The 23816-nt window shown below is 66.1% G+C and carries 21 protein-coding genes; 11 read left to right on the top strand and 10 right to left on the bottom strand.

What is annotated here, in order from left to right:
* The first annotated feature begins 329 nt into the window (after positions 1–329).
* Positions 330–638, top strand: a complete 309-nt coding sequence (locus tag DOM41_RS15735) for a winged helix-turn-helix domain-containing protein (protein WP_110687803.1) — start codon at positions 330–332, stop codon at positions 636–638.
* A 56-nt stretch (positions 639–694) separates the two neighbouring features.
* Complete coding sequence (cobO, locus tag DOM41_RS15740; protein WP_280951234.1) at positions 695–1324, top strand: cob(I)yrinic acid a,c-diamide adenosyltransferase; 630 nt, start codon at positions 695–697, stop codon at positions 1322–1324.
* A 78-nt stretch (positions 1325–1402) separates the two neighbouring features.
* On the opposite strand, the gene DOM41_RS15745 is transcribed toward cobO, so the two are convergent.
* Positions 1403–2389 (bottom strand): cobalamin-binding protein, encoded by a 987-nt coding sequence (locus tag DOM41_RS15745; protein ID WP_157956960.1) that lies wholly within the window; start codon positions 2387–2389, stop codon positions 1403–1405.
* Between the two features lie 189 nt (positions 2390–2578).
* Here DOM41_RS15745 and DOM41_RS15750 point away from each other — a divergent pair, with 189 nt between their 5' ends.
* Positions 2579–3370 carry an SIMPL domain-containing protein gene (locus DOM41_RS15750; RefSeq protein WP_110687805.1) on the top strand — a complete coding sequence of 264 codons (792 nt, stop codon included), beginning with the start codon at positions 2579–2581 and terminating at the stop codon, positions 3368–3370.
* Between the two features lie 103 nt (positions 3371–3473).
* On the opposite strand, the gene DOM41_RS15755 is transcribed toward DOM41_RS15750, so the two are convergent.
* Positions 3474–4937: a sodium-dependent transporter gene (locus DOM41_RS15755; protein WP_110688045.1), complete on the bottom strand. Its 1464-nt coding sequence runs from the start codon at positions 4935–4937 to the stop codon at positions 3474–3476.
* A 338-nt stretch (positions 4938–5275) separates the two neighbouring features.
* Here DOM41_RS15755 and DOM41_RS15760 point away from each other — a divergent pair, with 338 nt between their 5' ends.
* Complete coding sequence (locus DOM41_RS15760) at positions 5276–5932, top strand: potassium channel family protein (RefSeq protein ID WP_188112422.1); 657 nt, start codon at positions 5276–5278, stop codon at positions 5930–5932.
* A 70-nt stretch (positions 5933–6002) separates the two neighbouring features.
* Positions 6003–7370 (top strand): TrkH family potassium uptake protein, encoded by a 1368-nt coding sequence (locus DOM41_RS15765; protein ID WP_110687807.1) that lies wholly within the window; start codon positions 6003–6005, stop codon positions 7368–7370.
* Between the two features lie 9 nt (positions 7371–7379).
* Here DOM41_RS15765 and DOM41_RS15770 read toward each other — a convergent pair whose 3' ends face one another.
* A complete protein-coding gene (locus DOM41_RS15770) occupies positions 7380–7979 on the bottom strand; it encodes a LysE/ArgO family amino acid transporter (RefSeq protein ID WP_110687808.1) in 600 nt (199 codons plus the stop codon).
* Between the two features lie 111 nt (positions 7980–8090).
* On the opposite strand from DOM41_RS15770, the gene DOM41_RS15775 reads away from it, so the two are divergent.
* The gene (locus DOM41_RS15775; RefSeq protein WP_110687809.1) at positions 8091–8984 is read left to right on the top strand and encodes a LysR family transcriptional regulator ArgP; all 894 of its coding nucleotides are present in this window, start codon (positions 8091–8093) and stop codon (positions 8982–8984) included.
* Positions 8985–9129: 145 nt separating this feature from the next.
* Positions 9130–9507 (top strand): hypothetical protein, encoded by a 378-nt coding sequence (locus DOM41_RS15780; RefSeq protein WP_110687810.1) that lies wholly within the window; start codon positions 9130–9132, stop codon positions 9505–9507.
* 99 nt (positions 9508–9606) lie between these two features.
* Here DOM41_RS15780 and DOM41_RS15785 read toward each other — a convergent pair whose 3' ends face one another.
* The 4 genes from DOM41_RS15785 to DOM41_RS15800 form a co-directional block, all read right to left on the bottom strand.
* Positions 9607–9909: an MTH1187 family thiamine-binding protein gene (locus tag DOM41_RS15785; protein WP_110688046.1), complete on the bottom strand. Its 303-nt coding sequence runs from the start codon at positions 9907–9909 to the stop codon at positions 9607–9609.
* A 280-nt stretch (positions 9910–10189) separates the two neighbouring features.
* Entirely contained in the window at positions 10190–15094 is a 4905-nt protein-coding gene (locus tag DOM41_RS15790; protein WP_110687811.1) for a coiled-coil domain-containing protein, read from the bottom strand.
* A complete protein-coding gene (locus DOM41_RS15795; RefSeq protein WP_245391878.1) occupies positions 15091–16107 on the bottom strand; it encodes a hypothetical protein in 1017 nt (338 codons plus the stop codon). Before DOM41_RS15795 ends, DOM41_RS15790 begins: the two co-directional genes overlap by 4 nt.
* Positions 16104–17528, bottom strand: coding sequence for a hypothetical protein (locus DOM41_RS15800; RefSeq protein ID WP_110687812.1), 1425 nt, complete (start codon positions 17526–17528; stop codon positions 16104–16106). Before DOM41_RS15800 ends, DOM41_RS15795 begins: the two co-directional genes overlap by 4 nt.
* A 218-nt stretch (positions 17529–17746) precedes the next feature.
* On the opposite strand from DOM41_RS15800, the gene DOM41_RS15805 reads away from it, so the two are divergent.
* The 3 genes from DOM41_RS15805 to DOM41_RS15815 are packed head-to-tail and all read left to right on the top strand — an operon-like array spanning position 17747 to position 20372.
* A complete protein-coding gene (locus DOM41_RS15805) occupies positions 17747–18733 on the top strand; it encodes an aldo/keto reductase (RefSeq protein WP_110687813.1) in 987 nt (328 codons plus the stop codon).
* Between the two features lie 55 nt (positions 18734–18788).
* A complete protein-coding gene (locus tag DOM41_RS15810; RefSeq protein WP_110687814.1) occupies positions 18789–19133 on the top strand; it encodes a 4a-hydroxytetrahydrobiopterin dehydratase in 345 nt (114 codons plus the stop codon).
* 48 nt (positions 19134–19181) lie between these two features.
* Entirely contained in the window at positions 19182–20372 is a 1191-nt protein-coding gene (locus tag DOM41_RS15815; protein WP_110687815.1) for an amino acid aminotransferase, read from the top strand.
* Between the two features lie 107 nt (positions 20373–20479).
* On the opposite strand, the gene DOM41_RS15820 is transcribed toward DOM41_RS15815, so the two are convergent.
* Together DOM41_RS15820 and dkgB are read right to left on the bottom strand one after the other, a co-directional pair.
* Entirely contained in the window at positions 20480–20905 is a 426-nt protein-coding gene (locus DOM41_RS15820; protein ID WP_157956961.1) for an EF-hand domain-containing protein, read from the bottom strand.
* 83 nt (positions 20906–20988) lie between these two features.
* Positions 20989–21801 carry a 2,5-didehydrogluconate reductase DkgB gene (gene dkgB / locus DOM41_RS15825; protein ID WP_110687817.1) on the bottom strand — a complete coding sequence of 271 codons (813 nt, stop codon included), beginning with the start codon at positions 21799–21801 and terminating at the stop codon, positions 20989–20991.
* 117 nt (positions 21802–21918) lie between these two features.
* On the opposite strand from dkgB, the gene DOM41_RS15830 reads away from it, so the two are divergent.
* Complete coding sequence (locus DOM41_RS15830) at positions 21919–23061, top strand: NAD(P)/FAD-dependent oxidoreductase (protein ID WP_157956962.1); 1143 nt, start codon at positions 21919–21921, stop codon at positions 23059–23061.
* Between the two features lie 155 nt (positions 23062–23216).
* Here DOM41_RS15830 and DOM41_RS15835 read toward each other — a convergent pair whose 3' ends face one another.
* The gene (locus DOM41_RS15835) at positions 23217–23795 is read right to left on the bottom strand and encodes a YceI family protein (RefSeq protein WP_110687819.1); all 579 of its coding nucleotides are present in this window, start codon (positions 23793–23795) and stop codon (positions 23217–23219) included.
* Positions 23796–23816: the final 21 nt, after the last annotated feature.

Here is a 23816-nt window from a genome sequence, read left to right on the forward strand (position 1 = left end):
CACGCCAAGTCGATACGAAATGACACTTCAACGCTGTACGATAACATTTAATTACGAAACTGATCGGTAATCTTCAGTGAACTTCGCTTTTTGACTGAAAACACCCAACCGTGGTGTACACAAGGCAGCCTCCATCGCGCGTTGACCTTTCCTGCCACGCCTCGGGTCACAATCCCGTGACGCTTGTCTCCATCGGGCGGCTCACCCGCTGTCGAACGCTCACCCGCTGTCGAACGCTCACCCGCTGTCGAACGCTCACCCGCTGGCGAACGCTCGTGTGGATTAGCCGCTTCCCGTAGGATGACGACAAACCTCCTAACGAGTGCCCCATGACTCTCAGCAAGACCCGCACCAGCTTCTATCGTCGGCTCTATGTGGCGCACCTCATCGCCAGTGAGCGAGCCGTGAGCGTCCCCGCCATCGTGGAGGCCACGGGCATGCCGCGGCGCACCGCCCAGGACACCCTGAGCGCGCTGGCGGAGCTGGACATCGTCTGTGTCTTCGAGCAGACACAGGGCGAACGTCACCATATCGGCCGCTACGTCGTTCGCGACTGGGGGCCTATCGATGCCAGTTGGGTCGCAGCCAACGCCTTCAGCCTTGCCGGCGCACTCGGCTACCCCCAGCCCAACGCGTAGCACTTAGAGCGGCCTGCTCGAACCTCACTTTTGTCAACGAATCAGCGGAGCCCAGCGTGAGCGACGACGCAACGAAAGACAGCAACCCCAGTGACAGAAACGCCCGTCACCAGCGCGCGATGCAGAAACTCAAAAGCCACGTCGACGACAAGGTCGCCGCCGCCAGCGAGCAGCGCGGTCTGCTGCTGGTCTTCACCGGCAACGGCAAAGGCAAGACCACTGCCGCCTGGGGTACCGTCACGCGCGCGCTGGGCTACGGCTATCGGGTGGGCGTCATTCAGTTCATCAAGGGACTGTGGGAGTGTGGCGAGCGCGAGCGGCTGGTCGACGACGCCAACCTGACAGTCCATGTCATGGCGACCGGCTTTACCTGGGAGACCCAGAACCGGGAGAGCGACACCGCCGCCTGCGCCGAGGTGTGGGAGGACGCCAAGCGATTGCTCGCCGATCCCACCGTCTATCTGGTGGTCCTCGACGAGATCACCTACATGCTGAAGTTCGGCTATCTCGACATCGACGAGGTCGTCGACACCCTCAACGCGCGCCCGCCCGAGCAGAGCGTGATCGTTACCGGGCGCAATGCCCACCGCACGCTCATCGATATGGCGGACACCGTCACCGAGATGGATGTCGTCAAGCACGCCTTCGACTCGGGGATTCAGGCGCGGCGCGGTATCGACTTCTAAGCCATAGCGACTAAGCCATAGCGACGTCCAAGCCGTACCGACCTCTAAGCCGTGCCGACGGCTAGACGGCGTCGACGACTAGTCAGTGCCCTTTGCGGCCGCGCCGCTCAACGCCTGGCAGACCTCGTCTACCGCGTCGAGCATGCGTGGCCCGGGACGACTGATGGCATCCGGCGAGAGCGTATAGAGATTGCCGTCACGCACCGCCGGCACCGCTTCCTGGCCCTGCCACTGCGCTTTCCAGTCATCGCTCTTCCCGGCGGCGAGAATGACCTGCGGCGCCGCCAGCACCAGCGACTCGCGATCGATCTGCGGCACTATCACCGGCGAATCATCGAAGAGTGGCTCGCCCCCACAATGGCGAATCACCTGCGTGACGATCTGCCCCTTGGCGAGGGTAGTCAACGGCTCGTGGCCGAGCTGATAGAAGACCCGCGGCGCGGGGTCGAGCGTCTGCTCGGTCTCGGCAAGGCCCCGCTCGAACGCGTCGGCGGCGCGGCGCCCTGCCGTCGCATGCCCGCTTAGCCGCCCGACCGCGGCAATCGTGGCGGCGATATCGTCGAGTGCCCTGGGCTCGCTGCGGTAGACCGCCATGCCCAGCGATTCGAGCTTCTCCAGCGTCTCTGGGGGCGTGCCGCTGCCCCAGGCAAGGATGAGATCCGGTTCAAGCGCGACGATCGCCTCCACCGAGATACCGCGATAGCTGCCAACCCGCGGCAACGACTGCGCCGCGGCCGGGGCATCGCTTCCCTCCACGGTCCCGACCAGTGCCGATCCCGCGCCGGCGGCGTAGGCGATCTCAACCAGATGGGGTGATAGCGCAACGATGCGCCGCGCGGGATGCGCAAGCGTCACGGTGTCGCCACTATCGTCGACGACGCGATAGCGCGCCGACGCCGCGCCATCACTCGAGGGGGTGTCGCGAGGGCCAGTGCGCGGCCCACTGTCCGACGCCGACATCGTCGCTTCGGCAGAGGTAGCGGTCGCGGCAGCGCCCAGGCAGAGGGCCAGGACAAGCGTCAGCGCCGGACGATATCGCCCTGGCATTGGGGAAAGATCACGCATCTGGCACTCGAATGCTTGGGGAGATACAAGCCGCGAGCATAGCATGGGGGCTCGATGCGCTGGCCAACACCGCCTTGCCGACGCTCGCGCCACCAGGCCGACGCGCGCTTGCAGCGGACGCCGCGCTCGAGAGGACTTTTCACGCCCCGGCTGACGAGACGCTGCCTGTCTCCACTGAAAGGATTCGCCATGACATCCCCGCACGCCAAGACGCCCGCTAGCCAACGCCCGCTCCCCCGGTTCGCCGTCCTGACGGCTTCCGCGGCCCTGCTCTCCAGCATTGTGATGAGCGCCCCTGCGCTGGCTGAACCGACGCCACCACAGATTCGTGTCCAGGCCAGTGCCACACTGGAGAAGGCCCCCGACACCGCCACGCTGAATGCGCGACTCTGGGAGCGCACGCCGACTCGCCCTCAGGGCGAGGCCCCGAGCGGCGACAGCGAAGCGGTGGGGGACGCGCGCGCGCGGCTCGAGTCCCGCGTCGACGCGTTGATTCGGACTCTCGAGGATGCCGGTGTGCCGGCGGCGAAGATCCGTGCCGGGTCCCTCAGCGTCCGCCCCGACATCATCCAGTCCGGCGGCAACGAGGGCGACCCCGCCCAGGTTCGGACTCAGGTCGAACGCCCGGTGTCGCTGACACTGGATCAACTCGATCGTCTGCCCCAGGTCCTCGATGCCCTGACGGCAGCCGGCGTCGACTCCCTCGACGGCGTCAGCTACGGCCTCCAGACAAGCGATGACGCCGATGACGAAGCGCTCCAGAAGGCGCTCGAGCGCGCCCGCGATAAGGCGCAGCTAATGGCGACCACGCTCGGCGTCGAGCTCGGCGATGTCGTAAGCGTCGAGGAGACGACCGCTCCACGCTATCAGCCGATGGTGATGCACAGCGCGAAAATGAACGATAGTGCGACCCCGGCGTATCGAAGCGGCGAGATCTCCATCGAAGCGGGCGTGAACGTGACCTGGGAGATCGACGACTGACGGGCCAACCCGGCAGACGATCGAAACAGCGCGGGCGGCCCATGGGGCCGCCCGCGCTCGTTCCTTGCGCTCATAGGAGCGTTGTTGCGACGTCCGATCTCTCTCAGCGCACGGGCGCCCTGTCTCGGATGGACGCGCGCGCGCGCAGACCGAGTTCTACCAGCAGTCCCACGACCAACATACCCGCCAGCCAACGCCAGTCGAGACCGGAGCCCAACCAGCCGAGCGCATCGAGAAAGACCAGAACGATGGCAATCGGGCAGACGTAGCGCAGCGCGAACTGCCACAGCGCGAAGAGCCAGGTCGGCATGGCGAGTTCCTCACGCACGATATGGCGACGCAGGAAGAAGCCCGTCAGGATCGCCATGCCGAGCCCACCCAGCGGCATCATCAGCCGCGATGTCAAAAAGTCGAGCCAGTCGAAGAAGTGCTTGCCGGCCAGCGTCCAGTCGGCGCCCACGTTGAAAGAGAGCATCGCCAGCGTGCTGACCAGCCACAGCACGATGCCCACGCCCCAGGAAGCGCGCCGACGGCTCAGCCCGTGGCTCTGATTGAGCCAGGCCACTGTCGCCTCGATCATCGATATCGACGAAGTCAGCGCTGCCACCGTCAGCATGAGGAAGAACACCGCCGCCATCACGCCACCGAAGGGCATGGCCTGGAACGCCAGCGGCAGACTCATGAAGATCAGTCCGGGGCCGGAGTCAGGGTCCATGCCATTGGCAAAGATGACCGGAAAGATCGCCAGCCCGGCCATCAAGGCGACCAGTGTGTCGCAGATGGCGACGGTGAGCGTGGTGCGCACAATCGACTGATTCGCCGGGAGATAAGCGCCGTAGGCGATGATCGCGCCGGCCGCAAGCGACAGCGTGAAGAACGCATGTCCCATGGCCGCCAGTACCGCCTCACCGGTCAGGTTGTCGAGGTTGAAGGCGAAAAGGAAATGGAAACCCGCCTCGAAGTCGGCACTGACGATGGCGTAGACGATCATCAGCGCCAGCATGATCACCAGCCCCGGCATCATCCAGCGCACGCTTCGCTCGATCCCCGCCTGCACGCCCTTGCCGACGATCAGCATGGTCACGATCGTCACCAGGGTGCTCCAGAAGCCGAGATTCCAGGGGTTGGCGTTATTGGCCTTGAAGATCGCTGCCATGCCGGCGACCGAGTCAGCGTGGAGTCCGCCGCTGACGGATTTCCACAGATACGAGATCGACCACCCCGCCACCACGACGTAGAACGACAGGATCATGAAACCGCAGATCATCGACATCCAGCCGAGGCCCGACCACAGGCGGCTGCGGCCCGACTCCCGCGCGACCTGTCGCACGGCTTCCACCGGGTTGGCGCGGCCCCGCCGGCCTACGGCGATCTCCGCCATCATGATCGGCACACCGATAAGCGCGATGCATAACAGATAGACCAGCACGAAGGCGCCGCCGCCGTACTCGCCGGTCATATAGGGGAATTTCCAGATATTGCCGAGACCGACGGAGGAGCCGGTCGCAGCGAGAACGAAGCCCCAGCGGCCAAGCCAAAGGGTTTGGGGTCTAGCGGATGCGGTCATGTTGCCTCTGACACTCAACACCGGCGCGGCGGCACCGGATCGGAACCGATAGGCGTCCGTGTCGCGAGGTGCGCTCGCGACGCGAAAACCTGCATGGGGCGGCGTGAAGCCGCAGGGTGACTGCAACGCGCCCTTTCCGCGAAAGGATCGACCGTGGGCGCGTCGGGCCGGGATTGTACCTTCGTCCCCCGCGGGTGGCGACCGCGACCGCAACGCCCGGGCACGGATGGCTTGCGCACAGGACAGTGCCGCCCCGGGCATTGGTGAGAATGCACGGGTTATGCAAAGCTTGGCGACGTCATCTGCCCGCGCGCGGGCCAACCGGTCAGGAGTTTCCGATGTCTCGGCAATTCGCCATCCTCGGGCTGGGCTACTTCGGCACCACGGTCGCCCGTGAGCTCAAGCGACACGGTAATCAGGTACTGGGCGTGGATCACGACGAGACGCGGGTCAATGCGCTCTCCAGCGTGCTCGATCACGCGGTCATCGCCGAGCTCACCGATGAAAAAGCGCTGGAGGAGCTCTCCCTCGATGCCTACGACGCCGTGGTGATCGACGTCGACGGCGATCTGGAATCCAGCGTGATCTGTACGCTGCACGTCAAGGAGCTCGGGGCGAAGGAAGTGTGGGCCAAGGCGCACAGCGATGCGCACTTCAAGCTGCTCAAGCGACTCGGTGCGGATCATGTCATCTACCCGGAGTACGATGTCGGCATCCGCGTGGCCGAGAGTCTCAACTACCACGCCATGGTCGACTTCATTCGCCTGGGCGAGCGGCAGTTCATCGTCGAGATCGAGACCACCGAACGTCTGGTCGGCCAGTGCGCCAGCGTGTCGAAGCTGGCAATCGACCAGGAGGCGCTGACGCTGGTCGCCATCAAGCGGGGCGACAGGGTCATTCACAACCCGCAGGACGACACCGCGCTGGAGGCCGGCGACAACCTGGTACTGATGGGCGATCTGGAAGCCCTGCGCGAAATCGGCAGGCAGCTATGAGGCGCGTTGATCGGCCTGCGGCGCGCCAGGCGACCGACTCCCTATCCGTGTGTCGGTGCCGCGGTCTCTCATGAGACGCTGGCAGCGCTTCAGACGGCCGCTGCGCCGCGCCCCTCACGGTAGCGTCATCCGACTCTCACCGCCGGAACTCTTGCTCATCGGCTTTAGCCTGCTGTGCGCACTCGGCGCGCTGGCGCTGTGGCTGCCGGGGAGCGCCACCCGCCCGCTTGCCTGGCACGAGGCATTGTTCACCGCCACCTCCGCCGTCACGGTCACGGGGCTGTCGGTGATCGACGTGGGACAGGACCTGACCTTCGTCGGCCAGCTCGTCATCATGGTCCTGATCCAGATCGGTGGGCTCGGTTTCATGACCTTTGCCGCCCTGACCGTACTGCTGCTCGGCGTGCGTCTGCCGCTGAATCAGCAGAACCTGGTGCGCGAAGCGCTCGGCGAGATCGCCTTCAGCGATGTTCGCCATCTGGTCAAACTGGTGATGGCCTTCGCGCTGATCGTCGAGAGCCTCGGCACGCTGTTGATGGCACTGCAGTGGATTCCCGAATTTGGGGTCAAGGCGGGACTCTGGCACGCCCTGTTCCACGCCGTGTCGGCGTTCAACAACGCAGGCTTTTCGACGTTCGCCAACAGCCTGATGGCCGAAGTGGACGATCCGCTGATCAACATCACCGTCAGTGCGCTGTTCATCGTCGGCGGTCTGGGCTTCATGATTGTCAACGACCTCTACCGGCGGCGGCGCTGGTCGCGGCTGATGATGCAGACCAAGGTCGTGCTGCTTGCCACCTTTTGGCTCAACGGGGTCGCGATGGCGCTGCTGCTCGCGCTCGAGTGGCACAACCCGGACACCCTCGGCGGCATGGCGCACATGTCGGACCGACTGCAGGCCGCCTGGTTCCAGGCCGTGACACCGCGCACGGCGGGGTTCAACACGCTGGACACCTCGGCGCTGACCGACCCGACGACGCTCTTGACCATGCTTCTGATGTTCATCGGCGCCGGCTCGAGCTCGACCGCCAGCGGTATCAAGATCACCACCTTTGTGGTGTTGCTGCTGACCGCCCGCGCGTTCTACCGCTCGACCGAGCATCCCACCGCCTTCGGCCGCGCGATTCCGCAGGAGACCGTGATCAAGGCGATCACCGTGGCGCTGGCCGGCGTGCTGCTGGTGTTTCTGGCGCTGTTCGGTCTGACCATCACCGAACGCGACGAGGCGTTTCTAGACCTCGCCTTCGAGACGGTTTCCGCCTTCGGCACCGTGGGGCTGTCCCGAGGAATCACCAGCGATCTTTCGCTCCCCGGCCAACTGCTGCTGGGGATCACCATGCTGCTCGGCCGCGTCGGCCCGCTGTCGGTGGGTTATTTCCTGGCGACGCGGCAGCACCGTGGCGTGCGCTACGCCAAGGGAGAGATTCAAATCGGCTGAGGCACCCGTTCAAAGCGGCATCAGGATCAGCCGCAGCGCCACCAGCGTCAGCACGACGGCGACCAGAAGGTCGATTCCCTGCCACCAGCGCGGATCGCGAAGCCGAGGCGCGAGCCACCCGGCCGCAGCGACCAGCGTATAGAACCAGCACACGGATGCCGCCACCGCACCCGCGGCGAAGGCCCACGGTCGGGTCTGCTGGGCTCCGATCGCCCCGAGCATCACGACGGTATCGAGATAGACGTGCGGGTTGAGCAGTGTGATGGCGAGGGTGGCAGCAACCGCACGCCCGGCACTGCGCGCGCCCGTCTGAATGGCGAGCACGCTGGGCTGCCGCGCACGCCGCAGAGCGCTTGCCGCCTGCCACAGCAGCCAAGCGGCACCGCCCCATCGGGCCAGCTCGACCGCCAGCGAGCTCGACTGAAGCAGCGGTGCCAGCCCGCCGACGCCGGCAACAATGAGTGCGGCATCGCACACCACACAAACGCTCGCCACTCGCCAGCCGTGTTCGCCTCGCAGCCCCTCGCGAAGCACAAAGGCGTTCTGGGCGCCGATGGCGACGATCAGCCCAAGGCCGACGCCGAAACCCTGCAGACTGGATAGCGCCATACCGGTCGTTCCTTCAAGGCGTTCAATGATCTCGATCCAATGCATCCTTAAAGTGCCGTGCTACGCTTCATTAGAGAAAGCAATTTTCCTAATCGCTCATTAGAGATTTCGATGCTCGACTACAAGCTACTCGAAGCGCTCGCGGCCATTGTCGACCAGGGCGGATTCGAGCGCGGCGCCCAGCAGCTCAACCTGACGCAGTCTGCCGTTTCTCAGCGTATCAAGCTGCTGGAAGCCCGGCTCGGGCAGCCGGTAGTCGTCCGTACGCCGCGCCTGCTTCCCACACCATTGGGGCAGCGGCTGCTCAATCACGCGCAGCAGGTGCGCCTGCTCGAACACGACCTGCTGGACAAGATCCCAGCCCTCGGCGAGGGGACTCAGCGCCTGCGCCTCGCCATCAACGCGGACAGCCTGGCCACCTGGTGGGCGCCGACCATGGGTGACTTCTGTCATCGTCGTGGGGTGCTACTCGATCTGGTCGTCGACGATCAGGAGATCGCGTTGCGGCGCATGCGTGACGGTGAGGTCGCCGGCTGTATCTGCGCCACCGCCCGTCCGGTGCAGGGCGGCCGGGCACGCGCGCTGGGGGCGATGCGTTACCGCCTGGTGGCGACCCCCGGCTTCACCGAGCAGTACTTCGGCGACGGCATCACCGAGCGCAGTCTGGGAACCGCGCCCGCGGTGCTCTACGGCGCCGACGACCGACTGCACCAGCGCTACATGGACGTCCGCGGCTTCCGTGAGCCGTTTCCCCACCACCTCTGCCCGTCGTCGGAGGGCGTCCTGCACATGACCCTCGCCGGCATCGGCTACGCACTGATTCCCGAGGGTCAGGCCCGCGAGGCGCTCGAATCCGGCAGGCTGATCGATCTCGATCCGCAGCAGCCGATCGATGTGCCGCTCTACTGGCACTACTGGCGTCACGGAGGCGAGCTGCTGGAGGCGCTGACGGCGCATCTGCTGAGCGCCAGCGACGGCTGGCTGATGCCGACCGACGCTGCCTGAACCTCGGACAGCTGTCGCACTCACGCGACTTTTTTCAACGTCGGCGGCAGCTTGCGAAATCAGCGTCAGGTTCTAGACTCCCACTCAGCGTTGGCCGGCAATGATGCCCAGGCCGACCATCATTTGCTGACAGGGAGATTGCCCCATGATCGATCAACGCCGACGTCCGCTCTGGCTGGCGCTTACCGGTGCACTCGCACTCACTGCGCTCGCCGGCTGTGCCAGCGACAGCAGCTCGATGGAGAAAGACGCCAGCGACTACGTGATCACCGGTCTGGGTGACGACCGGGATGGCGCCATCGAAAACGCGAAGGAACGCTCACTGGAGCAGTGCGAAGAGCAGGATCGCGAGGAGTTCGTGATCGTCGAGCAGCGCATGATGGGTCCGAACGATGACGGCCTGAAGCGTGCCGGCGTCAACGAGCAGTTGGAGGGGGCGACCGTCAACGAGGACACCGAGCTCCAGGCGGCCACGCAGGAAGGCGACGGTTACAAGGCGACCTGGACGATTCGCTGCCGCTGAGCCGTGACGCCGCCTTCGGCGCTGCAATGACGCCCCGCCACGCGCTACCGTGGCGGGGCGTCGTCGTTTCCGGCCTCGCCCTGGCGCTTCGGGCTCGTCTCAACGTGCCAGATGCGCCTCGACGCTAGTGACCTTGTCTGCCATGCGCTGCTCCCGATCCGTTCGGGTGCCCATCTTGAGTGTGGTGGTAATCCGCGGCGCCCCTTGCTCATGCACCCGCTCGTGACACGCCTTGACCACCGCCATCACTTCGTCCCATGGCCCCTCGATATTGGTGCCGTAGGCGTGCATGGCGTAATCCAGGCCCGACGCCTCGATCACGCGCTGGCACTCGGTGACGTACGCCGACACCGACACGCCGACACCCAGCGGTACGACACATAGATCCACAATGACGTGCATGATCTCTTCCTCGCTATCGGTGATGGCCACGTTGTCAGACTAGCACTTCGACAACGCCCGCCGCCGGACACCCACGCGGCGCCTTTTTCACCCCATATTCAACTCATGATCGTCTTCAGTGCCCTTGACAGCCGCTACCACACGCCCCGTTGATCGAAACCGCTGCCCGGCCGACTCGCGGCGCTCGGCGCTCATCAAAAGTCCATGACCCGGCGCTCAAGGGCCCGCCGAAGCGAGCCCTTGAGCGGTTACCCTTGGCCATTCACCGCAGGCGGGAACGCTACTCCACCGGCGCCGGGGTGACGTGAATGCCGAAAAGGCTCGCCTCGCCACTGCCACGCCCGGTCTCTTCGGGGCTGACCAATCGACCCTCGCGCACCATCACGTGTCCGCCCTGCCCCTGCTGGCCGCCGATGACACTGCCGACCAGATACGTGGGGAAGATGCTCGGATCGTTTTCGTAGTTCGGATTGTGGATCAGTCCGATCATCTGGAAGCGGCCGCGGGTATTGCGCAGCGACTCCAGCGAGTCCTGAATCAGTCGGCGGTGGGAGAGCTTGGAGAAAAGCCCGTCGAGGAGGATGACGCTCTCGCGGCTGGCACGGGCACTGCGCCGGTGCTGACTCGGCAGCTCGCGCAGTTCGCGCTCGATGGCGAATTCGGAGAGTTTCACCAGCCACATCAGCGATACGGCCTCACGCTGACCTTCCGACATGTCCTCGTTGAGCGAAAAGAGTCGCCCGTGGGGACGAATGGCATCGTGCCGTAGCCGGATGACCACCTCGCGGAAGAGCCCGCGATAGATCCGACGGCGAATCTGTCGCGCCAGCTCGTCGTCGCCCCGCTTGCCCTTGGCCGGCTCGCCGGACTGTTCGAGACGTCGCTGCTGCACCGCGAGGTGGGCATCGATATCGCCGAGTAGCTGCTGGATGAGCTCCCGCACGGCGTCATCGGCGATCAGCTCCGCCTTGACCTCGAAGTAGGCCCCGCCTTCGCTGGCACGCGCGGCGACGCGCTTGAGCACGCCGAGATTGCCTGCAGCGTCGATGATGATCGAACTCAGTCGCTCGACCAGAGTGTCCTCGATCTGCTCGCGGGAGGCGTGCAGACGCGAGACGCGACCGCGGTGCTCCTCGAGCTGACTCGATAGCTGACGATGCAGGCCGCGGAGCGAATCCAGCGTCTCCTGGCTCACTCCCTCGAGCGTTCCCAGGCGGGCGCGCTCGGTGTCGTTGAAGAGCCGGCTGGCACTGGCGGCTTCCAGCGAATCGCCGAGGGCTTTCTCGCGGGCGGCCACGTCTTTCGCCTGACGGTCACGATTCCGCGCGCGTTCGCCGAGATTGAGCCCGCTGAGCCCCTCCAGCAGGGTTTGCTGACAGGTCTCGAAGGCCTCGATATCGAACCGTTCGCTGTCGTCGGACGCCTCTGCCTCGGTGAGGGGCGCGGTGAGCCAGCGCTGCCAGCTCACCAGCGCGGCATCGAAGCGCGCCGCTCCGTCGTGATCCTGCGGCCAGGGCGCGTCGATGTCGGGCACGCTGCGCGTCGCCCATCCGTCGGGGAGTTGGCGCAGCACCTCGAGCCAGGCCACGGCCAGCTGATCGACCCGGTCCAGTGCCTGCTGATGGCGCGCCAGCCGGGTGTCGACATCGCCCTGCTCGCCGGCGTTGGCCTTGCGCCGCTCGCGCGCGTCGCGCAGGGATTGTTTCAAACGGCCCAGATCACGCTCCAGGGTGCGCTTGCCACCCTTCTCGTCGCGGACCTGCAGATAGGCGCGGATGCGGTCGAAATCGAAATCGGCGCGCCGCCCGGCTTCGCTCACCGCGGTCTGGAGCGTCGCCTCCCGCGTCAGGGCATCACGCATGAATTCGGGGCCGCCCGCCTCGACGAACTCGCTCAGTTGCTGCAGGCGGGCGCGCTCGCCGTCGGCGAAAAGCGCGTTCATCTGCCCGCGATACTCTTCCCGACGCGCGGTCAGGGTCTCGCTGGCCAGCTCGATCTCCGCGGCGCGCTCGTCCAGCTCCGCACTCTCTTCGGCGAGGCTCGCGATCTCCTCGTCGATGGCCGTCAGACGCTCGATACCGCCGGCGGCGGCGAAGCGCTCGGCCGCCAGCCAGAGATCACCGTGACGTTCGAGCGCGTCAGCGGCCGTATCGCGCTGGGTCTGCCATTCCTCGAGCTGGGACGCCAGCGTGGCGCGGCGGGCGCGAGCGGTCTTCAGCGCCTGATCGCCGCCCACCTCGAGATACCGCTGGTAGTCATCGATCGCCTTCAACGCCGGCTCGGCGAGCCGCGGTGACAGCGCCTCGAGCGCAGTGGCAACGCGATCCCGCTCGGCCTCGAGTGCCGCAACCTGTTTCTCGGCCTGCTGCTCGATCGCCTCGCTGGCCCGCAGCGCGAGGGCGAAACGCTCGCCGTGGGGATCGAGTCGCGCCAGCTCCTCTTCCAGGGCGGCAGCACGCTCCCGGTCGATATCCAGCCGCCGCTGGGTCTCGTCCCGCAGCGCGGTGAGATGCGCAGGGTCGAGCGCGGCCTTCACCGCCAGCGTCTCTACGCCCTGCACCGCCCCGAGCGGCGCCTCCCCGCGGGAGAGCGCGGCCGAAAGCCGACCCGCCTCGATGACCGGCACGCCGCAGCCGGCGTCGATCAGACACTGCGCCGCCTGCGCCGCCACGGCCTCGCCCTCGACCACCGGCGCGAACAACTGACCCGCGGCCTGAGCGAGCCATTCGCCGCGGCGCTGGCTGTCGGCATCGAAAGCGGAGAGCACCGCGTGCAGCGAGGTGAAGGCGATCGATTCGGCCTCGAGCAGACGCTGCGCCTGCGTCTCGGCCTCGAGTCGGGCTAGCGGATCACCCGCGAGGCTCTCGAGATAGCCCTGGCGAGACTCGACCGCCTCCACCAGTGCCTCGCGCTCGCGCAGCAGGCGCGGGTAACGCGTCTTGGCATCCTGTAGCCAGCTATCGGGCGCGTCGACGCCGAGATCGCGAAACGTCGTCAGCGCAGTGGTCAGTTCAACGAGCCGCTCGCGCTGCTGCTCGATGTCACGCAGGTGGTCCTGATGCTCGCGGGACTCGCGGTAGAGGGTGTCGCGAAGATGAACCGGCGACGCATCGCCGTGAAACTCACGGAAGCGGGCCGGGGCGTCCTCCAGCGGCGCAAGCCGGGCGAGTTCGGCATCGATATCGTCACGCTCGCGCTGGGACTGGGAGAGCGTTTGCTCGAGGGTCGTCAACGCGTTCTGCTGCTCGCGCCAGAAGCCGACCGGCGAGCGCTCCGGCCAGCCTTCGGCGAACTGTTGCCACGCCTCGCGCCCGGCCGTCAGCGGCGCGAGCTCGCCTTCCAGTCGCTGGCGCCGCTCACGATGGCGCTGGAGCGCTTCGCGCACGCTCGCCAGCTGGCCTTGCAGCGTCTGCGCCTCGTCGTCCCACTCGGCGAGCTGCTGGCCGAGTGTCTCGAAGCGTTCCTGCTTTTCTGCCAGCAGTGCCGCCGGCGTGGTGTCGGGATACTCGTGCGAGAACGCCTCGAACGCTTCGGCGGGCTGTTTGAACTCACCCATTCGCCCGAGATGGTCCGCGTGGGCACGCCGGGCCGCGTCGAGCTCGGCGGTCGCACGCGCTCGGGTCGACTCCGGGGTCTCGAGTTCGGCTTCCGTGAACAGCCCCTCGCCAAGCGCCTGGGTGTAGACACTCTGGTTGTCGATGAAGTCGCGCTGCCGGGACTCCAGCTGCTCGCGCTCGTGCTCGAGGCGTTCGATCTCTTCGTCGAGCGCCTCCGCATCGAGCTTCAGCGAGCGGCGATACTCGCGATCGGCGATCACCTCCTCGCGGAAGCGGTTGCCATCGAGCCCCTCGAGCGCCTCGGCGGCGTCATCGAGCCGCCCCAGCGCGCGGTAACGCGCGGAGTCGTCGGCAAAGGCGTGGCTGTCGGCGAGCCACGCGCGCGCCTGTTCGAAGGCGACGTGACCCAGATCGCGGGCACCGACCCAGTTCGCCGTCGGCAGGTGCACCAAGCGACGGTGGGTATCGACGCGCGCGCCCCGCTCGGAGAGGGCCTGGCGCACGTTGCGCTCGCGCTGGCCGCTGAGCGTCGCCAGCAACCAGGTGGAGACCCGCGGCCGCTCGGTGTCGCCGGGCGCCCACGCTAGCCCGCTCGCATCACTCGCGGCGGCGCTGTGCGTATCGCGTGATGACTCGGTATCGCCCGGTAGACCGGCCATTGGCGCCAGCGCCCGTCCGCCGAGCAACCGTTCGGCGTCGAGCAGCGAGGCATCGAGGGCCGCCAGCGCCCCGCGCGACGCGAGCAGACTCTCGCCCTCGTCATTCAAGGTGCTCAGTCGCGCGACCTTGTCACCGGCGCGCTGCTGGTCACTCTCCGCCTCCGCCAGACGGTGGCGCAGTTCGGTAATGCGCGTGCCGGAGTTGAGGATGACATCTTCGATCAGCTCCTCTTCCTCGTCCGTCTCGCCGCGGGTCGCCCCGGAGAGGATCTGCGGCGCGAGGACCTCATAGAAGAACGCCTGATCCGCCTTCTCCCCGGCCCGCGGGCGGATGGCGTTGAAGATCTGACTCTTGTCGGCGCCCCCCTCCTTCTGGAACGCCGCAAGCTGGGCAAGCTCCCGCCGGGAGATATGCGCGCCGACCGCTTCGAGCCACTCTTCGCGATTGTGGGCCCGAGTCACGCCCTTTTCGCGCATCCCGCTCTGGACATCGGCGTTGGCGTAAAGGGCGAGCTTGCCGTCGCGGGTGACGTGATGCACCGGCACGTCAGCAAGCTTGCCGGCATAGTGGTAGAAAACCAGCCCGCTACCGTCGCTGTAGCCATACATGCCGAAGACGAAGGTCTCGCCAGCCACCTCGTCACCGGCAGCGGCGAGCATGTCCTCCTGGGCGGCGTCGGTACGCGCGCGGAACTCGACTCGCAGATGCGTCCAGCTGCGGCTCTCGCCGTTGACCTTCGACGGCGAGCACTTGCGCCGGGTCCGGGTCAGCAGCTGACGATCACGGGAGAGCATGCCGATCAGCGCTTCCGCCAGCGTGGTCTTGCCGAAGCCATTTTCCATGCTGATGGCGCTGGACTGACCGCGCAGATCGAGCAGCAGATGGCGCATTTTTGCCTCCCAGGGGGAGGCAATGTCGCCGTGCTTGTTGAGCAGGTTGGCGATTTCGATTCGGTTGATGACGCTCATCGCCGCGCTTCTCCCTCGTCCTGCATCTCGCTCGACGTGCTGTCTTCATCGAGCGACGTCTCTGCGGATGTCGGTTCCGTCGACGTGTCCGACGGCCCTGGCGTCGACTCACCGGCGTCGGTCGTCGCCGAGTCGGTCGGCGCGCCCTCTGACATCCCCTCTGCCCCATCCTGCGCGGGCGTCTCGGAGCGTGACGCGCCGTCTTCGGGCGGCGTGTCCTGCTGCCCGTTCGAGGCAGTCACGGCGGCGTTGTCGGCCGCCTCATCGTGCTCGCCGGAGGTGAGTTCGATCAGATGGGTCAGGTGATGGACGCCGATCTGCTCGGCTTCCAGCGCGCCGAGCAGCGTCTGTTGCCAAACTTCCTCGTCTCCGGCATCACGCACCGTGTCGAGATGACCGGCGCGGCCGAGCAGATCGATGAAGGCACGCACGCGGCGCGGGATATCCTCGCCGCGTTCGTCGAGCAGCACCCGGCTGTTCTCGGGGGCGCGGTCGCCGAGGCCACGCAGTGTCTCCAGCTGGTTGCGCACCAGATCGACCAGCTCGCGAGTCACGAAGGTCGCTTCCTGGTAGCGGCTGACGTCGGAGAGAGCGCGGTTGAGTCGGGTATAGATCAACGTATGCAGCAGCAACCACAGCTGTAGATACCAGAGCGCCAGCTCGTTGCGACTCTCCTGGCGCAGCTTGAGCGCCTCGAACACCGGCTCGCGAGTGAACAGCGGCGGCTGCTCGAGCTCGGGGTCCGGCAACAGGGCGAAGAACCGCGATCCGGGCGCGATACCGGGATAGTCACCGGCCTCGAAGGCCTTGAGGCGCAGCCCCTGGCCGGCAAGAAAATCGCGCAGCGCTTCGCGCTCGGCCTCCTGGGCGTCGTCGATCAGCGCGCAGACATCGCGCTCGGAGAGTTGCCCCTCCCGTGCCGCCCGGCGCTTGCGCCCGCCGCTGGGCACGCGCTCGGCGGTGCGATAGCGCAGCAGGTAGGCGACGACTTCGCCCATTTCCATCATGTTCATGAGTCAACGTCCTGTGTCTCGACCGTCGCTGCCGCCTGTCGTCGCAGCGATGGGGTAACGGCGCCTTCGATCCGGCGGCCGTCGGGAAGTTCGATTGCAAAGGGAGTCTCGTCGATCCCCACACTCAGCGCGTCGCCGAGCAGCTGGGTATCGACGAAGGTATTCAGCAGCTGCGCCAGGCAGTCCTGGGCGTCGAAGTGGTGCCAGCCTTCGGCGATGGCATCGGGCAGAGACATCGGCGCACGGTCCACACGCTTTCGCAGCGACGGCCCGCGGGCGCGCAGAAACCGCGCCAGCAGCGGATCGGCGGCGGGCCGGTCACGGGCCTCGTCAAACACCAGCGCGGCACCGCTGCGTTCGGCGCGCCGGGTCTCGACCAGCGGCGCCAGCGTTTCGGTGCGCGGCAGACTGATATCGGGCGTCAGCGGCATCATCCGCGCCACCACCGCCTCCTGCAGCCGCGCCGGCGGCGGCGCGACCAGCAGCTGATGGGCGAGCCCGGCGAAGTCGATCACGCCCATCGACTGGATGCGCCCCTCGGCGATATCCGACAGCAGCTCGGAGAGTCGACGCGACAGGTTCTCGATGGCGTTGAGCACCCGGCCGATGGCACCGGAGAGCATGCGCAGATCCCACTCCTCGTCCGTTTGTCGCTCCGCCCACTGCTCGAAGTGATCGATCAGCGTCGGTGTCGACATCTGGGCACGGGCACTGAGCAGCGTGCTCTGAATGGTGCTCAGGGCATTATGGTAGTGGCGCTCGTTATCGAGCAGCGCGGCGAGCTTGCCCTCATGGGTCGGGTTCTCGCGCACCCGGCGTAGCTCCTGGGTCAGTGCGCGGATGGCCATCAGGATCTGCTGGGTGATATCGGGCACGCGGGCGTAGTCGCCGCGGGAGAGCGCGGCGACGACCTTGGCGGCGTCGTATTCGGAGTAGAGAAGATCCTCGACCTGGCTCGCCAGCGTCACTGCCTGACGGCCGCTGGGGGTCAGTCGCACCTGCCCGGTCTGACCCTGTTTTTCGATCAGCGCGGTACGCTTGGTACTGCGTCCGCCTCGCGCGGTGGACGAGGTCTCGGACATGTCGTCATCCAGCGCGGCGTCTCGCTCGCGATAGTGCACTTCGCTGGGCGTCGCGAGCAGGTTGACGACGAAACTGAGATCATCGGCGGGGAGGTCGGGATAGTCGCCGCGAAGCTGGGCGAGGCAGCGACGCTGCGTGACGAACGCGCTGTTGGTGGCAAAATCCACCTCCAGCAGATAGTCGAGCAGCAGACACCCCAGGTCCAGCCAGTAGCCATCGCGCAGGCCGCGACGCTGCTCCTGCGTGACCTGAACGAACGGCGATCCTGGCTCATGGGCGCTGTCGTGCAGGTCGAGCAGCCGGGTCGTTGCGGTGAGCAGCTTGTTCCAGGCGGTCATGGCGGCTCCGGAAGACGACGGAAAAACGCGGAAGCGCCCCGAGGCGGGTTTTGGTGTCGGCGGTTGCCGCACACCTCGCCGAGCTCGAGAGGCGCTTTTCGAAGCCGCGCATTATGCCAAGGTTACCGCTCCGGGTCATGGTGAGCCGTTTCCGTTCAGCCGCCGGGTGACTGCTATGGTGAGAGTGCCTCTCTACCCTCTGTCATCGGGAGTGAACCATGCAATATCGTCGCCTCGGCCACACCGGACTCAAGGTGTCACCACTCTGTCTCGGCACCATGACCTACGGGTCGCCCGAGTGGCGAGACTGGGTACTCGACGAGCCACAGAGCCGGCCGTTCATCCAGCGTGCACTGGAGGCGGGGATCAACTTCTTCGACACCGCCGACATGTACTCCGACGGCGCCTCTGAAGAGGTCGTCGGCCGCGCCCTCAACGATTTCGCCCGCCGCGAAGCGGTCGTCGTGGCGACCAAGGTCTATAACCCCACCGGCGCGAAGTCGCCCAACGAGCGCGGCCTCTCACGCAAGCACATCCATCACGCCATCGACGCCTCGCTGTCGCGTCTGGGGATGGACTACGTGGACCTTTATCAGACCCACCGCTGGGATTACGACACGCCGATCGAAGAGACGATGGAAGCGCTCCATGAGGTCGTGAAAGCCGGCAAGGCGCGCTACCTGGGCGCCTCCAGCATGTACGCCTGGCAGTTTGCCAAAGCGCAACACGTGGCCCGGAGCCACGGATGGACGCCCTTTTCCACGATGCAGCCGATGGTCAACCTGATCTATCGAGAAGAGGAGCGAGAGATGATTCCCCAGTGCCGTGACCAGGGCGTCGGTGTGATCCCCTGGAGTCCACTCGCGCGCGGCATCCTGGCCGGCAGCAAGCCGGTGGGCGAGGAAGGCAGCACCACGCGGGCGAAGAGCGACGCGCAGATGCGCAACTGGAAACTCGGGGACGAGCGCGACGCGCCGGTGATCGATGCGCTCCACGGCGTCGCCGCGGCTCGGGGCGCTTCGTCGGCGCAGGTCGCGCTGGCGTGGCTGCTGCAGAAACCGGGCATCACCGCGCCTATCGTCGGTGCCAGCAAGATGCGCCATCTCGACGAGGCACTCGCTGCGCTCGAGCTCACGCTGAGCGACGACGAGATCGCCACGCTGGAAGCGCCCTACGTGCCCCATGAGGTGGTGGGCTTCGCGTGAGCGCACTTGAGCCTCGCCCACCCGCGTGACCGCCAACCTCCCCTCGGAGACCGTCATGACATCTCTCGCGCAACGTCCCTGTACCCCGTGCCGCGGCGACGCATCCGCACTCGACGACGCCGAGATCGCGCACCTTGCCGCCGAGCTGCCCAAGTGGCGGATCGTCGAGCGCGATGGCATCATGCGTCTGGAGCGAACGTTCGCTTTCCCCGACTTCGCGAAGGCCCTGGCCTTCACACTCACCGTCGGAGAGCTTGCCGAATCGCAGGGCCATCACCCGGCGATCCTCACCGAGTGGGGACGAACGACGGTAAGCTGGTGGACGCACCGTATTCGAGGACTCCACGCCAACGATTTCATCATGGCCGCCCGAACCGACGAGGCCCTCGCGCCCGAGTGAAGTCGCGAGAGCCCCGGTCAGCCTCGGCGAGCCAGGTTAAGGAACCCCATGTTTGAGAAGATCGAGCGCGTCCCCGGAGACGCCATCCTCGGCCTGATCGAGGCCTACAATCAGGACCCCAACCCGCAGAAGGTCGACCTCGGCGTCGGCGTCTATCGTGACGTCAACGGTCATACCCCGATCATGCAGGCGGTGAAGCAGGCGGAAGCGCACCTTCTCGAGACCGAAGCGACCAAGAGCTATATCGGCTCCCATGGCGATCCGCGCTACGGTCGCGTCGTCGCCGATCTGGTGCTCGGCACCGGCTCTGCGGTCATCGCTGCCAACCGCGTCAGCGTGACCCAGGCGCCGGGCGGCACCGGCGCCCTTCGCCTGGCCGCGGACTTCATCAAGTCCAATCTACCGGGCAAGAGCCTGTGGCTCTCCGACCCGACGTGGCCGAACCATCTGGGGATCTTCGAAGCGGCGGGTATCGCGATGCACCGCTATCCGTATGTCAGCGCCGACAACCAGCTCGACTTCGACGGCATGCTGGCAACGCTGAAGACGATCCCTGAAGGGGACGTGGTCCTGCTTCACGCCTGCTGTCACAACCCCTCCGGCTTCGACCTGAACCAGGATCAGTGGCACCAGGTACTGGAAGTGGTCAAGTCACGCGGGCTGCTGCCGCTGGTCGACTTCGCCTATCAGGGCTTTGGCGACGGCCTCGAACCCGATGCATTTGGCGTACGCCTGATGGCGGAGAACCTCGACGAGGTGCTGATCACCAGCTCCTGCTCGAAGAACTTCGGTCTTTATCGCGAGCGTACCGGCGGGCTGATGGTGATCGCCAGGAACGCCGAGCAGATGGAGAACGTACGCTCGCAGATGGCGATCGTCGCGAGGGAGAACTACTCCAATCCGCCCTCTCACGGTGCTGCCGTGGTCACAGAGATCCTCGAGTCGGCGGAGCTCGCCAGCGTCTGGCGCGCAGAGCTCACCGAGATGTGCGCACGCATCAACGGCCTGCGTACCGATCTGGTCGAGTCGCTCAAGCCCTACGGCCTGGATCAGCGTTTCGCCCACGTCGCCCAGCAGCGCGGCATGTTCTCCTACACCGGTCTCACGACCGCTCAGGTCAAACGCCTGCGCGAGGAGTACAGCATCTACATGGTCGGCTCCGGACGCGCCAACGTGGCCGGCTTCACCGGCGAGAACCTGCCCTATGTCGCCAAGGCGATCGCCGCCGTCGTCGACTAAGCCCGCGTGACGCATGCCGGCACGCCCGGCCACGAAAGCCCCGCCTTGGCGGGGCTTTTTTCGTCTATCGGTTGGTGACGCTTGCGGGTCGACCGGCAGGCTGGTGCTCAGGGCGTGAGCGTCTGCGACCCCACCGCCTGCTCGAAGCGCTCTCGCGTCACGCCGCCGGCCTGGTCATCGTTGAGCTGGCGAAAGAGCGTCTCCTGTTCGGCGCTGAGCGCCTCCTGCTCATCAATGACGCCGTCACCGTCGACATCGAGCTGATCGAAGCTCAGAGCGTTGGGCCGCTGATCGACCGGCGTCTGCGCACCGCCGTCGGTAAAACCGGCGTTCTCCCGACCCACGCCACCGGCGCGCTCGATAGAGTCGTGATCGACCTGAGAGGCGTTGGCCGGCGCCTCGACTTCACCGTCGCTCTCGTGCACCTGGAGGCCGGAATCCGGATTGTCGGGCGCCTCCTGGGCACTGACGGGCAGCACCAGGGTCAGGCCCAGCGCGCAGAGCATTAGACGAAAGGCATTGGGGTTAGTCATGCAGCTTCTCCAAGATCGGTCGAGCATTGGACCGAGGCTTGAGACAAACATTCCCTGACACCCTCACATCGCCGCGACTCGTTCTACTGATCCCAGACGGGGGCGAAATCCGGGTTGGCAACGCGCTCGCCGCGATCGAGGCCATCGATCTCCCGCATCTCCTCATCGCTGAGGCGAATGTCGAGGGCCGCGAGATTGGCCTTCTGATGCTCGGCTTTCGTCGACGAGGGAATCACGATGATGTCACGCGCGACGATCCAGGCGAGCGCAATCTGCGCGGGTGTGGCGTCATGCGCGTCGGCAATACGCTTGAGCGTGGCGTCTTCCATGACGCGCCCCACCGCCAACGGCATGTAGGCGGTAACCTCGATGCCTTTGGCCTGACAGTGCTCGACCAGCTGACGGTTGGCGAGAAACGGATGTACCTCGATCTGGTTGGTGATGATCTGATCACCGCCCGGTAGCGCCAAGGCTTCGTCGATCTGCGCGATGGTGAAGTTAGAGACGCCGATATGACGGGTCAACCCGCGCCGGCGACACTGGGCCAGCGCCTCGAGATAGTCCGCCATCGGCACCTGCGCATCCGGCGACGGCCAGTGAATCAAGACGAGATCGAGCCACTCGACGCCGAAATTCTCGAGGCTCTGCTCGACGCTTGCGGTCAGCGCCTCCGGCTCCAGCTGGTCCCACCAGATCTTGGTGGTGAGGAAGAGTTCGCTGCGGTCGAGACCGCTCTGCTGGATCGCCTTGCCCACGGCGGTCTCGTTGCCGTACATCTTGGCGCTGTCGAGATGGCGGTAGCCGAGTTCCAGCGCTGACGTGACGGAATCGATCACCGCCTGTTCCTTGAGACGATAGGTCCCCAAACCCGGCTGGGGCAGAATGTGATCACGCATGACTGACTCCTCTTCGATGGCCTGTTGATGACGATGAAACGCGCAACCCGGGTGGGCGACGGGCGGCGCTCTCCCCCCATGCTAGACTTCAGCGTGAATTCTCGCCCGGATCTCGGCATGCCAAAGGCTTACGACGCCTCGCCCTCGACGACGCCCCGCTCGCCCCACCACGCACACGTGGTACTCGTCGGCAGCGGCGCGACCCACTTCTACGTGGCAGCCCAGTGCGCCCGGCTGACGCGTGCCGGCGCCCGCGTCACCCTGGTCACGCGTGAGCCGTTTGCCTTCCCCGATTGGCTCGGCGGGATGCTGGGCGGTGAGTGGCAACGCAACGACGTACTGCTCGATCCGGCGCATATCGAACGCCATGGGGGTGAGTTTCGTCGCGCCGAGGTGACGCGAATCGATCTCGAGGGGCATCGACTCACCCTCGATGACGGGAGCCAGCTCGACTACGACTGGCTGTCGCTGGATCGACCGGCAAGGGTCGACCCCCAGACCGTGCCGGGTTTCTACACGGCTCAGGCCGTCCACGATACCCGCGTCGAGTCGCTCTGGGGTCTGCGGCAGGTGCTGGAAACACACCTCGCCGACGCCGAGGCGACGCTACCCAACGTCGTCGTCCTCGGCGGTGGCCCCCCCGGCGTCGAGTACGCCGCCAATCTGCTTGCCCTGGGGGAGCGCTACGGTCGCCGCCTGCCGGTGGCACTGATCGAGACCCACCGTCGGGCGCTGCCCGGCGCGTGCGACCGCGCCAATCGCTGGCTGGCGCGTCGGCTCGACCAGCGTGGCCTGCAGCTCGAGCTGGTCGCCAACGTCACGCGTTATGAAGACGGCCAACTGGTGCTCGACGATGGCAGCTGGGTTGCCGCCGATCGCCTGCTGGTCGTTGATTCTCACCGTCACGCCCCTCAGACCCTCACGCCAACCGGGGACGAGCCGTCTTTCGGCGAACGGGCGTCGCCGCGCGACCCGGCGGTTCATGATCGCCTCGTTACCGGCGACGATTCCGACGAGGCGCTCCCGCTGCCGGCCCGGGAACGCGCGGCACTGCTCATTGACCGGCTGCAAAACGCGCTGGCCGACGGCGCTCCCGACGCCCCCCGCTCGCCTGCCAGCGCCCGCTGGCAGGCGCTCAACCTGGGGGACCTGCGCGACATCGCTTGGCGCGGCAGGCTATGGTGCCGCGGCCGCTGGGTGCGTCGACTCAAGCACCGACGAGATCGCGCCGAGGTGGATCACTTCCGCGGCGGAGGTTGAGCCTCACCCTCGGGGAACCGTGCCGGGACGAGGCGCTCGCCTCAGGTTACGTCTCGCCGGCCTAGGCTTCTCCCACCATTCAAACGACGATCCCGGCCTTGAGCCGGGATCGCAGGTCGACAGCGCCGGGTGATGGCACTGATGTCGGCTAGCCGTTACTGTCGGATACCTTCCAGTACGACGTAGAGATCAACGCTGTGCATCGCGTCGGGGAAGTCGCTCATGTCGATATCGAAGTCGGCGAGATCGAGCGTGGTTTCCGCTTCGAAGCCCTGACGGTAGCCGCCCCAGGGATCATCACCGCCGCCGATGTGATCGACATCGAAGGTGACCGAGCGGGTGACGCCGTGCAGTGTCAGGTCACCGGTCATTTCGCCCTCTTCACCGTCCTCGTCGATCGCGAAGCTGGTGGACTCGAACGTCGCCTGTGGGTACTCGCTAGCGTTCAGAAAATCGCCACTCAGCAGATGCTTGTTGCGCTCGGCGTGGTGGGTGTCGAGGCTATCCACGTCGACCGTCATGTTGACGCTGGCGTCTTCCGGCGCCTCCGGGTCGTAGCTGAAGCTGCCGTCGAACTGTTTGAAATCTCCCAGGATGTAGGAGTAGCCGAGGTGGCTGATCTTGAACTGAACGAAGGCGTGCTGGCCCTCTGCGTCGACCTGGTAGTCGGCGGCCTGCACCACGGAGAGCGGCAGCGCAGCAATCAACGCGGCGAGAGCGGTTTTCTTCAACATGGTCTTACTCCTTGAATGACG

It is taken from the genome of Salinicola aestuarinus (assembly GCF_003206645.1).
GTDB lineage: Bacteria > Pseudomonadota > Gammaproteobacteria > Pseudomonadales > Halomonadaceae > Salinicola > Salinicola aestuarinus.